12 protein-coding genes are annotated in these 14,704 nt (G+C 63.3%); 3 read left to right on the top strand and 9 right to left on the bottom strand.

Going from position 1 to position 14,704, the window contains the following annotated elements; genetic code table 11:
• Positions 1-438: 438 nt before the first annotated feature.
• The 8 genes from RQH14_RS01105 to purU form a co-directional block, all read right to left on the bottom strand.
• Positions 439-1,245 (bottom strand): IclR family transcriptional regulator, encoded by an 807-nt coding sequence (locus tag RQH14_RS01105; protein ID WP_311211499.1) that lies wholly within the window; start codon positions 1,243-1,245, stop codon positions 439-441.
• A 72-nt stretch (positions 1,246-1,317) separates the two neighbouring features.
• The gene (locus RQH14_RS01100; protein ID WP_311211498.1) at positions 1,318-2,607 is read right to left on the bottom strand and encodes a molybdopterin molybdotransferase MoeA; all 1,290 of its coding nucleotides are present in this window, start codon (positions 2,605-2,607) and stop codon (positions 1,318-1,320) included.
• A gap of 124 nt (positions 2,608-2,731) precedes the next feature.
• On the bottom strand, positions 2,732-3,949 hold the full coding sequence (gene fdhA, locus RQH14_RS01095; RefSeq protein WP_026005570.1) for a formaldehyde dehydrogenase, glutathione-independent: 1,218 nt from the start codon (positions 3,947-3,949) through the stop codon (positions 2,732-2,734).
• A gap of 199 nt (positions 3,950-4,148) precedes the next feature.
• Positions 4,149-6,467 (bottom strand): FdhF/YdeP family oxidoreductase, encoded by a 2,319-nt coding sequence (locus tag RQH14_RS01090; protein ID WP_311211497.1) that lies wholly within the window; start codon positions 6,465-6,467, stop codon positions 4,149-4,151.
• Between the two features lie 10 nt (positions 6,468-6,477).
• Positions 6,478-7,362 carry a tetrahydrofolate dehydrogenase/cyclohydrolase catalytic domain-containing protein gene (locus tag RQH14_RS01085; RefSeq protein ID WP_311211496.1) on the bottom strand — a complete coding sequence of 295 codons (885 nt, stop codon included), beginning with the start codon at positions 7,360-7,362 and terminating at the stop codon, positions 6,478-6,480.
• Complete coding sequence (locus RQH14_RS01080; RefSeq protein ID WP_311211495.1) at positions 7,359-7,985, bottom strand: cyclodeaminase/cyclohydrolase family protein; 627 nt, start codon at positions 7,983-7,985, stop codon at positions 7,359-7,361. The genes RQH14_RS01085 and RQH14_RS01080 overlap by 4 nt, the downstream gene beginning before the upstream one ends.
• A 117-nt stretch (positions 7,986-8,102) precedes the next feature.
• Entirely contained in the window at positions 8,103-10,595 is a 2,493-nt protein-coding gene (locus tag RQH14_RS01075; RefSeq protein ID WP_311211494.1) for an FAD-dependent oxidoreductase, read from the bottom strand.
• Positions 10,596-10,643: 48 nt separating this feature from the next.
• Positions 10,644-11,558: a formyltetrahydrofolate deformylase gene (gene purU / locus RQH14_RS01070; protein ID WP_311211493.1), complete on the bottom strand. Its 915-nt coding sequence runs from the start codon at positions 11,556-11,558 to the stop codon at positions 10,644-10,646.
• Between the two features lie 120 nt (positions 11,559-11,678).
• Here purU and RQH14_RS01065 point away from each other — a divergent pair, with 120 nt between their 5' ends.
• The 3 genes from RQH14_RS01065 to RQH14_RS01055 all read left to right on the top strand — a co-directional run bounded on the left by RQH14_RS01065 (position 11,679) and on the right by RQH14_RS01055 (position 13,664).
• Positions 11,679-12,359 carry a GntR family transcriptional regulator gene (locus RQH14_RS01065; protein WP_311211492.1) on the top strand — a complete coding sequence of 227 codons (681 nt, stop codon included), beginning with the start codon at positions 11,679-11,681 and terminating at the stop codon, positions 12,357-12,359.
• 160 nt (positions 12,360-12,519) lie between these two features.
• On the top strand, positions 12,520-13,434 hold the full coding sequence (gene pdxS / locus RQH14_RS01060) for a pyridoxal 5'-phosphate synthase lyase subunit PdxS (RefSeq protein ID WP_311211491.1): 915 nt from the start codon (positions 12,520-12,522) through the stop codon (positions 13,432-13,434).
• A gap of 5 nt (positions 13,435-13,439) precedes the next feature.
• Positions 13,440-13,664, top strand: coding sequence for a hypothetical protein (locus RQH14_RS01055; protein WP_311211490.1), 225 nt, complete (start codon positions 13,440-13,442; stop codon positions 13,662-13,664).
• A gap of 31 nt (positions 13,665-13,695) precedes the next feature.
• On the opposite strand, the gene RQH14_RS01050 is transcribed toward RQH14_RS01055, so the two are convergent.
• Positions 13,696-14,628 (bottom strand): LysR family transcriptional regulator, encoded by a 933-nt coding sequence (locus RQH14_RS01050; protein ID WP_311211489.1) that lies wholly within the window; start codon positions 14,626-14,628, stop codon positions 13,696-13,698.
• Between the last annotated feature and the right edge of the window lie 76 nt (positions 14,629-14,704).

Genomic DNA, 14,704 nt, shown 5'->3' with positions numbered 1-14,704 from the left:
GTCCTTTGCTCGGCGTGTCATGAGCCTGCATTTCTACGAGGCCTTGGTGAATGGGTCGGTGGGAAGGTTGGGGGTTTCCTTCGATCCGATGGTCATGGCGGGCCGTTACGCCTCCCCGGGTGCGCGGTCACGGAGCGGGCAGGCGATTGGGATGATGCACCTCTTCTGGTTCGTGGGACGGGGGCAGTTGAGTGCTCCCAGCCGTGTTCCGCAGGAATCAACAACATCCGCGCTATGCAACAGAGTGCGCTCCGTCACATCCAAAGTCAAGGGATCCACGCTCTTTAACAGCACATTGATATATCAATTGGCTGGAAGTACTACGTTGCGTATCATGGGTTGCGTTGCGAATAGTGCGTCCCTAGAAGGCGCCCCGGGGCAGCGAGTGCTACTCCAATGGCCGCTATACCCGAGGGCGGTGAGGGATGCGCGTCAGCGCTAGCGCCGCCTATAGCCCATCCGGGTACTGATGGTCAGTCCGGCCTCCCGAAGGCCCTCAATAAGCCCTGGCTGGTCCTCCGGCGAAAAGCGGAACGCTGGCCCGGAAATGCTGATGGCGGCAATAACGCTTCCCGCGTGGTTGAAGATGGGTACGGCGATGGCAGTGAGGCCAATTTCAAACTCTTCGTGAACTGTGGCGTACCCGTTGCGGGCCACAACCAGCAGTTGCTTTTCCAGCTCCCCGCGGTTCGTTACGGTCCGGGGCGTCCGCGCGGGAAGGCCCACTGCCTTGAGAATCTGGTTGCGTTCGTCGGCGGTCAGCGCGGCAAGAAGAACCTTGCCACTGGACGTGGCGTGCAACGGCGTCAGGCTGCCCACCCAGTCGTAGGTAGCCAGGGTTGAGGGTCCCATTGCCTGATCCACGTTGACGGCATAGTTGGACCGCAGGACGGCCAGGTTGACGGTCTCCTTGTACTCGGCCGCCAGCGCCTCCAGGACCTCCCGTGCTTCATGCACCACGCTCAACCTGCCGGGAATGGAAGATGCCAGGCGGAGGATCCCAAAGCCCAGCTGATACTTGCCGCGCTCACTGTTCTGCCGGACGATGTCCCGGTTGACCAAGGAGCCCACCAGCCTGGACACGGTTGATTTGTGGATGCCCATTTCTTCCGCGATTTCACTGACTCCGGCGTCGCCTTCACGGGCCAGGATTTCCAGGATCTGGAGCGCACGGTCCACAGATTGGACGCCGCCGCCTTGGGCGTCTGCGTCCTTGTCGAACTCCGGGTTGCTGCGTGCGGCCATGGTGCCTCGTGTCGTTGTCCAGGCAGGCCGACTTGGCTGGTAGCGCTGTCCGGCCTGCACGCTCGTCTTTCCTCATCCTAGACGGAGTTTTTGCACGGACCTTTTCACGCCCTGGGGACTGGCGTCATACCCGCTGGGAGCCGTCCATGGCAGGGGCAGGACGGAAACAGGCGCTCCGGCTGCCACGCCTTCGGGGGGAACAGCCATATATCCGTCGGCCCAGGCCAGCCCGCGCATCATCCCCGGACCCGTGCGGGAGGCCGGGAACGCGAGATCGTGGATAAGAGTGCAGGGCATGAGCCGTGTCCGTCCCGGGCAGGGATCAATGTCCGCCCCGGACGTCATCAACCTTGCTCTGGGAAGGGTCCGGTTTCCCAGTGCGGCCAGCAGGGGTTCACCGAGGGTCATGAGCGCCATCATGGCGGCCAGCGGATTCCCCGGGAGTCCGATGACGAATCGGCCATCGGGAAGTTCAGCCAACACGGCAGGGTGTCCTGGCCGCATGGCAATGCCGTCCAGGAGGAGCCTGCCGCCGAGTGCAGCGATGGCATCGCGGAAATGGTCTGTCCCGGATTTGCCTGTCCCGCCGGTGGTGATGGTGACGTCCGGCGGTAAGCCCTCGGGATCATCTCCCAGCGCTGCCAGCCAATCCTCATATGAGTCGCCAATCCTGAGCTGGCCAGCGGGCTCCGCGCCCAACTGCAAGATGACGGCATCCAGTTGCGGTCCGAACGCGTCGCGGACCTGTCCCGGTCCAGGCTCGCCCGAGGTCACTACTTCCGAACCGGTCAGTACGACGGCGACCCTCGGCTTGCGCTGTACCTGGAGGTAATCGTGGCCTGCGACGGCGGCCAAGGCGATGTGCGCAGGGTTAAGGAGCGTGCCGGCGGGGATCAGGACGTCGCCGTGTGAGGCTTCTTCCCCGGCTGGACGGATGTGCCGGCCGGGACGTGCCTCGTCCGGCTTCGCGTCAGGTGTCAGCGTGAGGCGTTGGATGCCGGATCCGTCCCCGGAGACCTGGCCGCTTTCCTTGCGCAGGACTGCTGTGGCGCCCGTGGGCACGAGTCCGCCAGTGGCAATGACGCTGGCTTCTCCGGGGGAGAGTTGCCGCCCTGGCAACGTGAGGGTCCAGGGGCCGCTGCCGTTGGTGGCCCAGCCGTCCATGGCCGACGATGCGTAGTGGGGCATATTCCGTTGCGCGGTGACTGCGCTGGTCAGGGTTCGTCCGATGGCTTCCCGGAGGGTGACGTTCACGGGAGGGAGAGGGCCGCCGCAGTGGTAGGCCAAGTGGCGGGCTTCGGCCCAGGTGGGTGCGTCCCGCCGGACAACGGAAGTGCCGGCGGCGACTTCTTGGGTAAGCATGGATCTTCGCTTCCTGAGGTGGTGCTGCTTCTTTAAAACAGATACCGGGGACTGCCCGGCCTTCCCGTAATGATTGCCGCGCAGTCCCCGGTACCCGTGTGGTGCGTACTGATCCGCTTGAGTATCAGGCCTTCACATAACCGTTGGGGTTCAGTACGAACTTTGTTGCCGCTCCGGCGTCGAATTCGGCGTAGCCGCGGGGAGCGTCCTCCAGCGGGATCGCCTGGGCGTTGACTGCCTTGGCGATCTGGACCTTGTCATGCAGGATGGCCATCATCAACTGGCGGTTGTACTTCATGACCGGGCACTGGCCAGTGGTGAAGGACAAGGACTTGGCCCAGCCGGTACCAAGGGACAGCGAGAGGGAGCCGTGCTTGGCGGCGTCGTCGATTCCGCCCGGGTCACCGGTGACGTAGAGCCCCGGGATGCCCAGGGATCCGCCGGCGGCCGTGATGTCCATGAGGGAGTTCAGCACGGTGGCAGGGGCTTCGTGGGAGGCGTCCTTACCGTGGCCGCGGGCTTCGAAGCCCACAGCATCTACGCCACAGTCCACCTCGGGAACGCCGAGGATTTGCGCGATCTGTTCCTTCGGATCGCCATTGGACACATTGACGGTTTCGCAGCCGAAGGAGCGCGCCTGCGCCAGTCGGTCCTCGTTCATGTCGCCCACAATCACGACGGCGGCGCCCAGCAGTTGAGCGCCGACGGCGGCAGCAAGGCCCACGGGCCCGGCACCTGCGACGTACACTGTGGAGCCCACGCCGACGCCGGCGGTGACGGCGCCGTGGAAGCCGGTGGGGAAGATGTCCGAGAGCATGGTCAAGTCCATGATCTTCTCCAGCGCCTGATCGCGGTCCGGGAAGCGCAGCAGGTTCCAGTCGGCGTAGGGAACCAGCACAAACTCTGCTTGTCCGCCTACCCAGCCGCCCATGTCAACGTAGCCGTAGGCGCTGCCGGGGCGGTCAGGGTTGACGTTGAGGCAAATGCCGGTCTTCTGTTCCTTGCAGTTGCGGCAGCGGCCGCAGGAGATATTGAACGGCACCGACACGATGTCGCCTACCTTGATGAACTCGACGTCGGGTCCCACCTCCACCACTTCGCCGGTGATTTCGTGGCCGAGCACCAGGTCCTGTGGAGCTGTGGTGCGGCCACGGACCATGTGCTGGTCCGATCCGCAGATGTTGGTGGTCACGGTGCGGAGGATTGCGCCGTGCGGCACTTTCCGTCCGACGTTTGCGGGGTTGACGCCCGGCCCGTCTTTAAGCTCAAACGTTGGGTAGTCAGTGTCGATGATTTCCACGACACCGGGTTCCTTGTAGGCGACTGCTCTGTTTCCTGACATGGTCACTCCCTGTTCTTTGGCTATTGCTGAAATATGCTGCCCAATGATCCGAAAGTGGTGCTTCGGTGAAGAAATACCTCCCCAGGTTTCAGGCCACCGAAGCACCATTCACGGACAACCGGACAGCTGATATTTTCGTGAATACTCAATAGATATATCAGTTATCCTATGTGACGCAGCTCATGCTGTACAGCGCTGCCTAGGCTTTCTCCAGCCTGATGATCACGGATTTTGACGTGGGCGTTCCGCTGGTGTCCGCTACGGAATCGAGGGGCACCAGGACGTTGGTTTCCGGGTAGTACGCGGCGGCGCATCCCTTGGGTGTGGAATAGGCCACGATTCGGAAGTTCTCGGCCCGCCGGTCTGTTCCCTGGAATTCGGAGATCAGGTGCACCATGTCGCCGTCGGCAAATCCCAGCTCGGTGATGTCCTCGGCGTTGATGAGCACCACGCGACGGCCGCCGTGGATGCCGCGGTAGCGGTCGTCCTTGCCGTAGATGGTGGTGTTGTATTGGTCGTGGGAGCGTAGGGTCTGCAGGACCAAGCGGCCGGGCGGGATCTTGATGAACTCGAGTTCGTTGCCCGTGAAGTGTGCTTTCCCGGAGGCCGTCTGGAACTTCCTGGCATCGCGTGGCGGGTGGGGCAGCACAAAGCCGCCAGGATGCTGGATCCGTGCTTCGAAGTCCTCAAAGCCGTCGAACACGGCTTCGATGTGTTTGCGGATCAGGGTGTAGTCGTCCCGCATGGCCAGCCAGGATGCCTGCGGGGTGTTGGGCAGCCGGCTGTGCCCTTCGGTGAACAGCCTGTCCGCGAGGTTGCAGACGATCGCTACTTCCGAGTGGAGGTGGTCACTGGCGGGCTTGAGGCGTCCGCGTGATGCGTGGACGGCGCTCATGGAATCTTCCACGGTGACCCGTTGATCGCCGGTGCGTTGGGTGTCCTTTTCGGTGCGTCCCAGGGTGGGCAGGATCAATGCCCGGCGTCCGGTGGACAGGTGCGAGTGGTTCAGTTTCGTGGAGATCTGAACACTCAACCGGGTGTTGGCCAGCGCCAGCTCGGTGACCTCCGAATCAGGGGCGGCCCTCACGAAGTTACCGCCCATCCCCATGAAGAAACGGACTTTCCCGTCCCGCATGGCCCGGATGGCTGCCACGGTGTCAAAGCCGTGCTCCCGCGGAGAGCGGAACTCGAATTCCTGGTCCAGCCGGTCGTGGAAGGTCTCCGGCATCTTCTCGAAGATGCCCATGGTCCGGTCACCCTGGACGTTGGAGTGGCCGCGCACCGGGCATACCCCTGCTCCGGGCTTGCCGATGTTGCCTTGGAGCAGCAGGACATTGACCACATCGCGGAGGGTAGGAACGGAATGTTTGTGCTGGGTCAGTCCCATGGCCCAGCACACGATGGTGGCGCTGGAGGCGAGGAGCCGTTCACCGGTGGAATGGATCTGTTCCAGGGTGAGGCCGGTGGCCTCCACAATGTCTTCCCACTCCACCTTCTCCAGGAACCGAAGGTAGTCGTTCAGACCTACCGTGTGGTCCTCGATGAAGCGGTGGTCCAGAACTGTTTGCAGTCCCGGGGTGTTCCGCCCGGCGGCTTCGGCTTCGAGCAGGTATTTGCCCAGGCCTTGGAAGAGGGCCTGGTCCCCGCCGGCGCGGATCTGCAGGAAATCGTCCGTCAGTTGGGTCCCTTGGATCATGCCTGCCACATGCTGTGGGTTCTCGAAGTGCAGGAGCCCGGCCTCGGGAAGGGGGTTGACGGAGACGATGACCGCGCCGTTCTTCTTCGCCTTCTCCAACGCACTGAGCATACGCGGGTGGTTAGTGCCGGGGTTCTGCCCGGCGACGAAGATCAGCGATGCCGTCTCCAGGTCCGTCAGGCTGACGGAGCCCTTGCCGATGCCGATGGTTTCGACCAGCGCTGAGCCGGAGGACTCGTGGCACATGTTGGAACAGTCCGGGAGGTTGTTCGTCCCCAGACCGCGCACCAGAAGCTGGTACACGAACGCGGCCTCGTTGGAGGTCCGGCCCGAGGTATAGAAAACAGACTGATCCGGGTGTTCCATGCCCCGCAGCTCCTCGGCCATCAGGTCATAGGCCTCGTCCCAGCCGATGGGCGTGTAATGCGTTGCGCCCTCGTCCAGGAACATCGGGTGGGTGATCCGGCCTTGCTGGCCCAACCAGAAATCATCGCGGGTCTTCAGCTCGGCAACGGAATGCTGGGCGAAGAACTCGGGCGTGACGCGGCGGCGGGTGGCTTCCTCGGCCACTGCCTTGGCGCCGTTTTCGCAGAACTCTGCCGCGTTGCGCTTCTCATGCTCAGGCCAGGCGCAACCCATGCAGTCGAACCCGTCCAGCTGGTTCACCGCCAGCAGGGTCTGGACGCTGCGCAGCGGCCCCATTTGTTCCAACGAAATTTTCAAGGCATTGGCAACAGCCGGGATGCCCACTGCCTTGGTCTTGGGTTTGCTGACGGTCAGCTTCGACTCGTCAATGTTCTCGCGCGGAGCTTTGGAATGCATGGGAAACCCTTCAGATCCGGGAAGTGGAAGCAGTCAGCAGCGTGGCGGGGGACTGCTGCCGGGCGGCTTCCGCTGTGTGCAGCAGCAGCAGTGCTGTGGTCACTGACCCCACACCGCCTGGAACCGGACTCAGGCCGGCGGCGACTCCGGTGACGCTGGCTTCGTCGACGTCTCCCACCAGGGAACCGTCGGGCAGGACGTTTGTTCCGACGTCGATCACTACCGCCTCCGATGAGACATCGCTGCCCTTCAGCAGCCCGGTGCGCCCTGCGGCAACAACCACGACGTCGGCGGGCCGGGTATGGCGTTCCAGCGGCCCCGACTTGGAATGGCAGATGGTGACTGTCGCGTCCCGCTCCAAAAGGAGCAGGGACAGCGGTTTGCCCACCACGGCGGAACGTCCGACGACGGTGACGTTCCGGCCCGCAACAGGAATCTCAAAGTGGTCCAGCAGTTCCACCACCGCTCGCGCTGTAGCGGGTGCGAAGGCCGGCTGGCCGACAGCCAAGCGGCCGAGGCTGAGGGGATTGGCGCCGTCGATGTCTTTCTCCGGGGCGATGAGCCCCACCAGCCTGTCTGCCCGAACGGCGGCAGGCAGGGGAGTTTGGAGGATGATGCCGTGGACGGTTGGCTCTGCGCTGAGGTCCGCCAGGACACTGGCCAGCGCTTGTTCGCTGGCGTCGCTGCCGAGATCAACAATCCGGCATCCAATTCCTGCGCGTTCGGCTGAACGCTCGATCGAACGGACGTACCAGAGCGTTGACTCATCCTCCGTGGCCACAACAACAGCCAGGGTGGGCCGCAGTCCGTCTGAGCTTAGACCGCGGGCCTCGTCCTGGGCTTGCTGCCGGATCAGGGAAGCGAGTCCCTTACCGGAAAGAACTGCAGTGGTCATGAGAGGATCCTTTCGCGGACACGCTTGACCAGGGAGTCGGCGGCCAGGACAACTTTGTCCTCAAGACCGTCCGTCTGGTCCGCCAAACGTGTGCGGGCTGCGGTGTCTTTGATGGCCACCACGTTGATGTCGATGTTGACCCGGGCAGTGGTGGCGGCAGCGCGGGCTGCATCTGCCGCCGCTGCGACGTCGCTGATGACGTTGGGGTTGGCCACGTCAAAAAGTTCGGTGGCGAGGTCCACCACCTCACCGGAAACCTTGATGAGCTGGGCAGGCGTGTGGGCGGCCTGGACCAGGGCGTCCCGGATGGCGGCGGCCTTTGTTGCCTTGAGCTGCTCGGTTTCTGAGGGCAGCTTGTAGGAATCGATGACGGACTGGAAAGCGTGTTCGTCGGCGTCCGCCAGACGCAATGCCTCGATGATCAAGTGGTCGGTTGCGCTGGTGATTCTGGCGACGAGCGCCGCATGCTGCTCATATTTTGGTCCGGTGGTGTATCTGGCCACCATCGCCACCAAGGCAGCACCCTGGGCTGCGTGCAGTGCCGCAGCTGCGCCGCCACCGGGGGTCGGCTGACGTGAGGCAAGCCGGGAAAGGTAGTCATTGATGGTTTCTGAGCTGATCATGTGTGGTCCTGGCTGAACTGGGAAGAAGGCTGAAGGGCGAAAGCTGCGGCCCGGACCCTCCCGGCCACGAAGGAGGAAGGGGCCCGGGCCGCATGCTGTGGCGAACTACGGGGCGTGTTAGCCGCGGAGCCTGCTCATGGTGGGGTCGTACAGCGGATCCTGGGTCACGGTCGCCTGGATGCGGCGGCCAAAGTACTCGATTTCCACGGAGTCTCCGATTGATACGGCAGCGGGCAGGTACGCGTAGGCAATCGGCTTGCGGACCGAGTAGCCGTAAGCGGCGCTGGTCACGTAACCCACCGCTTGGTCCTTATAGAACACCGGTTCCTTGCCCAGCACCAGGCTCCTGCCGTCGTCGACCGTCAGGCAGCGCAGGCGACGGGCCGAGCCTTCCTCGGTGCGACCTTCCAGCGCAGCCTTACCGACGAAGTTCTCCTTGGCCATCTTCACGGCAAAACCAAGACCCGCTTCATAGGGATCGTGCTCGGTGGTCATGTCCGTGCCCCAGGAGCGGTAGCCCTTTTCGAGTCGCAGCGAGCTGAAGGCGGCACGTCCCGCGGCGATGACGCCGAACGGCTGGCCGGCCTTCCACAGGGCATCCCAGAGGCGCTGCCCGTTGTCCGCGCTGGTGTAGAGCTCCCAGCCGAGTTCGCCCACGTAGGACAGGCGCATCGCGGTGACGGTGACGCCTCCGATGGTGACCTTCTTGGACCGGAAGTACTTCAGGCCGTCATTGCTGAAGTCATCGTTGCTGACCGTGCCGATGAGGTCACGGGCCAACGGACCCCACAAGCCGATGCAGCAGGTGCCGCCCGTGGTGTCGCGGACCTGGACCCAATCGCCGGCACTGCCGTTCTCTGTCTGGTGCCGCGCTGCGCGCTCAAAGTAAGCGGTGTCGATGTTGCCGTTGGCACCCAGCTGGAACGTATCTTCGCTGAGGCGGGCCACCGTGATGTCGCTTCGGACGCCGCCTGCCTCGTCCAAGACAAGGGTGTAGGTGACAGCGCCTGGCTTCTTGGACAGATCTCCGGTGGTCAGTTCCTGAAGCAACTTCAGGGCGCCGGGGCCGGATACCTCAAGGCGCTTGAGCGGCGTCATGTCGTACATGGCAACTGCGGTACGGGTCTTCCAGGCCTCGGCTGCGGCGATGGGCGAGCTGAACATTCCGGACCAAGCATCACGGGCCGGGGGCTGCCAGTCGTCCGGCATTTCCTTGAGCAGTTCAGCGTTGGCTTCGAACCAGTACGGGCGCTCCCAGCCGGCGCCTTCCAGGAAGTAGCCGCCCAGCTGCTTGTGGCGGGCGTGGAAGGGGCTGACTCGAAGGTTTCGCGGGGAAAGCTTGGGCTGGAGCGGGTGCATGACGTCGTAGATTTCCACGAAGTTCTGCTGGGACGTTTCGCTGACGTAGTCCGGGTTCAGCTGGACTTCTTCAAAGCGGTGGATATCGCAGTCACCAAGATCGATCTGCGACTTGCCGGTAGTCAGCAGTTCGGCCACGGCGCGGGCAATGCCGGCCGAGTGGGTGACCCACACGGCTTCGGCAACGAAGAAGCCGTCTACTTCCTTGGACTCGCCCACCAGCGAGCCGCCGTCCGGGGTGAAGGAGAAGATGCCGTTGAAGCCATCCTCGATCTCGCTTTCCCGCAGTGCCGGCAGGATCTGCTTGGTTGCTTCCCACGCGGGAAGGAAGTCTTCCAGGGTGAAGTCCAGGCGGGAGGGCATGTTGTGCTCGCTGATGCTGCTGGGTTCGTAGCTGCCCAACTCATCCAGATCCACGGGCATGGGGCGGTGCGCGTAGGAACCGATACCGTAACGGTCGCCGTGCTCGCGGTAGTAGAGGTCCTGGTCCTGGTGGCGCAGGATGGGCAGCTGGGCGCCGTTGGGCAGTTCGTTCTTGCCCTTCTGGGCGGGAACCGGGGTGGTCTTGACGTACTGGTGTGCCAGCGGGAGGAGCGGAACGGACATCCCGATCAGCTCGCCCACCTTGGCGCCCCAGAAGCCGGCGCAGGAAACCACGATGTCCGCGGGGATGACGCCATCGGCGGTCTCGACGCCGGTCACGCGGCGGTTTGACTGCTCAATTCCGGTGACCTCGGTGTTGCCGATGTACTTCACGCCGGCAGCTTCGGTGCGCTTGATCAGCAACTGCACGGCGCGGGCGGCAAGTGCCAGGCCATCGGTGGGGACGTGAAGGCCACCCAGGATGTCTTCCTCATTGATCAGGGGATAGAGCTCCTTGCACTCCTCGCGGGTGAGGATCTTGCCGTCGATGCCCCACGATTGTGCGTAGCCGAGCTTGCGCTTCAGGTCTGCCAGGCGCGTCTCATTCGTGGCAACTTCAAGGCCGCCCACTTGGTTGAAGCAGCTCTGGCCGTCCTCGGTGAGGGACAGGAACTTTTCCACTGTGTACTTGGCAAAGAGTGCCATGGACTTCGACGGGTTGGTCTGGAAGACCAGGCCCGGCGCGTGGGACGTGGAGCCGCCGGGCATGTTCAAGGGTCCCTGGTCCAGGACGGTGATGTTGTTCCATCCGCGGGTGACCAGTTCGTCGGCGAGGTTGGTGCCGACGATCCCGGCGCCGATGATGACAATGCGGGGCGTGGATGTCATGGGGGTTCTCCTGCTGAAGTTCGTGTGGGGTCTGGGGCGACGGGTGGCTTAGCGGAAAACCACGGTGCTGGTCTGGTCCAGCAGCACGCGGTGTTCACAATGCCACTTGACGGCGCGGGACAATGCCAGGGCTTCGGCATCCTGGCCCACGGTTGAGAGCGTCGTGGGGCCGTAGCTGTGATCGACGCGGATGACTTCCTGCTCGATGATCGGTCCCTCGTCCAGGTCGGCGGTCACGTAGTGGGCAGTGGCACCCACCAGCTTCACGCCGCGGTCGTAGGCCTGGTGGTAGGGGCGGGCGCCCTTGAAGCCAGGCAGGAAGGAGTGGTGGATGTTGATGGCGCGGCCCTCGAGGGCGCGGCAGAGATCGTCGGAGAGCACCTGCATGTAGCGTGCCAGCACCACGAGGTCCGCGTTGTACTCCTCCACCAGGTCCAGGAGGCGCTGTTCAGCTTCTGCCTTGGTATCCGGGGTGACGGGGATGTAGACGAAAGGCAAGCCCGCGGCTTCAGCCATGGCCCGGTGGGTTTCGTGGTTGGAAGCAACCACTACGAGGTCGCCCCCAAGGCTGCCGCCGCGCCAGCGGAAGATGAGGTCGTTCAGGCAGTGCCCGAACTTGGACACCATCACCAGGACCCGCTTTTTGGTCTGGTCGTGGAAGCTGAACTTCATCTCGAAACGGTCGGCAATCGCGCTGAACTCCTCTTCAAGCCGCTCCGGCGAGTAGGACAGCGGGCCCGAGAAAGCGGTCCGCAGGTGCAGCGTCTGCCGGAGGCCGTCGTCGAACTGTTGGTGTTCTTCGATGTTGAAGCCGCGCTCAAACAGGAAGGTGGTGACTGCCTGAACGATCCCGGCGCGTTCGACGCACGACAATGTGAGTACGAACTTCTGTGCCTGCTCTTCTTTGAGCAATTCGGGCTTGGATAGTGTGCTTACCGGTGAGTCTGTCGCCACGAGGGTCATGTCTCCTCCTTTAGATATATTCCTGGGTCCTGAACTGATATATTAGGATTGGGATTCAGCGTATACTGGTGACTCAGGCAGGTCAATAGGTTTTGTGGTTGTGAAGAAGGGGATGGCGCTGTGGCTTTAGAAACTCTGGCAATCGCCGGCCAGGACGCGAGGAAGTCCTTGGCTGACATCGCCTACGAACGCCTCCGGGATCGACTCTTGATGTTGGACATCAAACCCGGCGACCTCCTTAATGACGATCAGCTTGCCAAAGACCTGGAGATCGGCCGGACTCCCGTGCGTGAAGCCCTGAAGCGGCTGGAGTTGGACCGGCTGGTCATCACCTATCCGCGGCGGGGTACGTTCGCCACCCGCGTGGAAGTCACTGACCTGGCATTCATCTCCGAGATCCGGGCGCAGTTGGAACCCCTGGCTGCCGCAAGGGCGGCCCGGGTCGCTTCGCCCGCCACGAGGCAGCATCTTCGGGATGTCATGCAGGCCGTGGAAGCTTTCGATGTCAGCGCTGCTTCTGTGGTGGAAACGCTGCGGCTCGACGCCAGTGTCCACCAAGGGATCTACGCGGCTGCCGCGAATCCGCACCTTGAAGACGTCCTGATCCGCTATGACAACCTGGCCACGCGCATCTGGTGCATGGTCCTGGACCGACTGCCCAATCTGGAGCACCACGTGCGCGAACACCTGGATCTGCTGCGGGCTGTTATTGACGGCGATGAGGAAAAGGCTGCGGAATTGGCCCGGGTTCACGTGAGCGGTTTCGAGCAGGCAGTGCGTCAGGCGCTTTTCGCGGCCTAACGCCGCCCGTGCCTTCCCCGACTGTTGACTCTCCGGTTGGCCGGTTGCATACTGAACACGCCAACTAATATATCATCCGGATATCAGGCTTTCGCGCGTTGCCGCTGGTCTATCCGGGCGCTTGTGATGCAATCACAGCCTTCAGCCCTTGGAGTATCACGTGACGACAAGACCCCTACTCTTCGAACACATCCCGCTGACGGGCAGCAGCCGCGTCAAGCGGGGCATGGCTGAGATGCTCAAGGGCGGCGTCATCATGGACGTCGTTAACGTCGAGCAGGCCCGCATCGCTGAGGATGCCGGTGCCGTGGCTGTCATGGCGCTCGAGCGCGTTCCGGCCGATATCCGCGCCCAGGGCGGGGTGTCCCGCATGTCGGATCCGGACATGATCGATGCGATCATCGCTGCCGTGTCCATTCCGGTCATGGCCAAGGCCCGCATCGGCCACTTCGTCGAAGCCCAGGTCCTGCAGTCCCTCGGTGTTGACTACATCGACGAGTCCGAGGTCCTGACCCCGGCGGACTACATCAACCACATCGACAAGTGGAACTTCACCGTTCCCTTCGTTTGTGGTGCCACCAACCTCGGTGAGGCTTTGCGCCGCATCAACGAGGGCGCGGCGATGATCCGTTCCAAGGGCGAGGCCGGCACTGGCGATGTTTCCAACGCCACCGGGCACATGCGTAAGATCCGTTCGGAGATCGCCAAGCTCGCCGCCCTTCCCGAGGACGAGCTCTACGTTGCGGCCAAGGAACTGCAGGCCCCGTATGAGCTGGTCAAGGAAGTTGCCGCCACCGGCAAGCTCCCCGTCGTGTTGTTCACCGCCGGTGGCATCGCCACTCCGGCTGATGCTGCGATGATGATGCAGCTCGGCGCGGACGGCGTGTTCGTTGGCTCGGGGATCTTTAAGTCCGGCAACCCGGCCGAGCGTGCCGCCGCCGTCGTGAAGGCCACTGCTTACTACGACGATCCTGACGTCATCGCCAAGGTCTCCCGCGGACTTGGCGAAGCCATGGTGGGCATCAACGTCGACGACATCCCCCAGCCCCACCGCCTCGCAGAACGCGGCTGGTAGAGGCAATGACGGACCTTGCTCTGGCCAAGACTGTTCACGGCCGTGGCCTCCGGAAGGATTGGGCGCAGCTGACCGGGCACACCGTGGAGGTGTGGCTTTCGGGCGATCACGTCCTCACCGGGGTGGTGGAGCAGGCGACCGATGACGATTCGGTGCTCTGGATCGCGGCCGAGGGGCTGTCCACCAGGAAGCTGTTCGATAAATCGACGGGCTACCAGGTCTGGGCCTGAGAGGAGCTTGTCCGTGCCTGCCGGGCTGCGCTCAGCGGTCGTCCTCGGGGCGGGCCGTGAGGATCCGATGAGCGCTCTCCTGGAGAATGCCGAGCGACTCCTGGATCAGTGGTGAGGCGATACTGCCTCTGCGCACCGCAGCGATAATGCGGCGGGTGGGCTTCCCTTTGCCGGTGATACGCAGCCGAACCACGTTCTCCGTACTGTGAAGGGGTGCCAGCCGTGGCAGCAGGCCCACGCCCAGCCCCGCCCCCACAAACGCTATCTGGGTTTCCCACTCAACAGCCTCATGCGCAATCCGAGGTGTTACCCCCACCGCCGTGAACGCGGCCGTGAAGAGGGAATGGTAAGTGGAGCCGGCTGCTTCGGTGATCCAGGGTTCCGACGCAAGCTCTTCGAGCGTCACGGTTTCCCGTTGGGCCAGCGGGTGGTCAGCGGGAATGATCACGTCCAAGGGATCGTCGAGCAGCACGGTCTGTTCGAACCTGGGATCGTCCTCGCCGTAGGTTTCGGACTGCATGGCGACGATGACCGCGAGATCGATTCGTTCTGCCACCAACAAGTCGAAGCAGCGGGCCGGGTTGGCCTCGAGCACCTGGACCTCCAGCAAGGGGCGCGTGGAGCGCAAGGTGGCCGCCAGCGGCGCCAGCAACTGAGCGGCCGCCGTCGAGAATCCGCCGAGCCCAAAATGTGACTGCACCTGATCGCCGGCCTCCATGGCTGCTGCGCGCAGGCTCTCCCATTCGGCAATGAGGGTGTCCGATCCCGTCACGAGAAAGCGGCCGGTGGCGGTAAGCCGCACGCCCCGTCCGTCCTTGGTCAGCAACTGCATTCCCAGCATGCGCTGGAGCTCCCGCAGCTGTGCAGAGACAGCGGACGGGGAGTAGCCGGTGAGCTCCGCGGTGGCGCCGATGGTGCCGCAGCGGGCAAACACCCTGAGTGTGATGAGCCTCGCATCGATCATGCACCTATTGTGCACGGTTATCTTCTGAATCTTGCGCTTTTGTTGCGGTTCAATCGTCCCTAATCTCATGACTATA

Source organism: Arthrobacter sp. WCS2018Hpa-7, from assembly GCF_031843805.1.
In the GTDB taxonomy this organism is placed as follows: Bacteria; Actinomycetota; Actinomycetes; order Actinomycetales; family Micrococcaceae; genus Arthrobacter.
This window is presented reverse-complemented; position numbering and strand designations above follow the sequence as displayed.

What these genes read in the sequence shown, in the direction of transcription:
- RQH14_RS01105 (WP_311211499.1), bottom strand. Translation starts at nt 1,245, where the DNA reads ATGGCCGCACGCAGCAACCCGGAGTTCGACAAGGACGCAGACGCCCAA.
- RQH14_RS01100 (WP_311211498.1), bottom strand. Translation starts at nt 2,607, where the DNA reads ATGCTTACCCAAGAAGTCGCCGCCGGCACTTCCGTTGTCCGGCGGGAC.
- fdhA (WP_026005570.1), bottom strand. Translation starts at nt 3,949, where the DNA reads ATGTCAGGAAACAGAGCAGTCGCCTACAAGGAACCCGGTGTCGTGGAA.
- RQH14_RS01090 (WP_311211497.1), bottom strand. Translation starts at nt 6,467, where the DNA reads ATGCATTCCAAAGCTCCGCGCGAGAACATTGACGAGTCGAAGCTGACC.
- RQH14_RS01085 (WP_311211496.1), bottom strand. Translation starts at nt 7,362, where the DNA reads ATGACCACTGCAGTTCTTTCCGGTAAGGGACTCGCTTCCCTGATCCGG.
- RQH14_RS01080 (WP_311211495.1), bottom strand. Translation starts at nt 7,985, where the DNA reads ATGATCAGCTCAGAAACCATCAATGACTACCTTTCCCGGCTTGCCTCA.
- RQH14_RS01075 (WP_311211494.1), bottom strand. Translation starts at nt 10,595, where the DNA reads ATGACATCCACGCCCCGCATTGTCATCATCGGCGCCGGGATCGTCGGC.
- purU (WP_311211493.1), bottom strand. Translation starts at nt 11,558, where the DNA reads ATGACCCTCGTGGCGACAGACTCACCGGTAAGCACACTATCCAAGCCC.
- RQH14_RS01055 (WP_311211490.1), top strand. Translation starts at nt 13,440, where the DNA reads ATGACGGACCTTGCTCTGGCCAAGACTGTTCACGGCCGTGGCCTCCGG.
- RQH14_RS01050 (WP_311211489.1), bottom strand. Translation starts at nt 14,628, where the DNA reads ATGATCGATGCGAGGCTCATCACACTCAGGGTGTTTGCCCGCTGCGGC.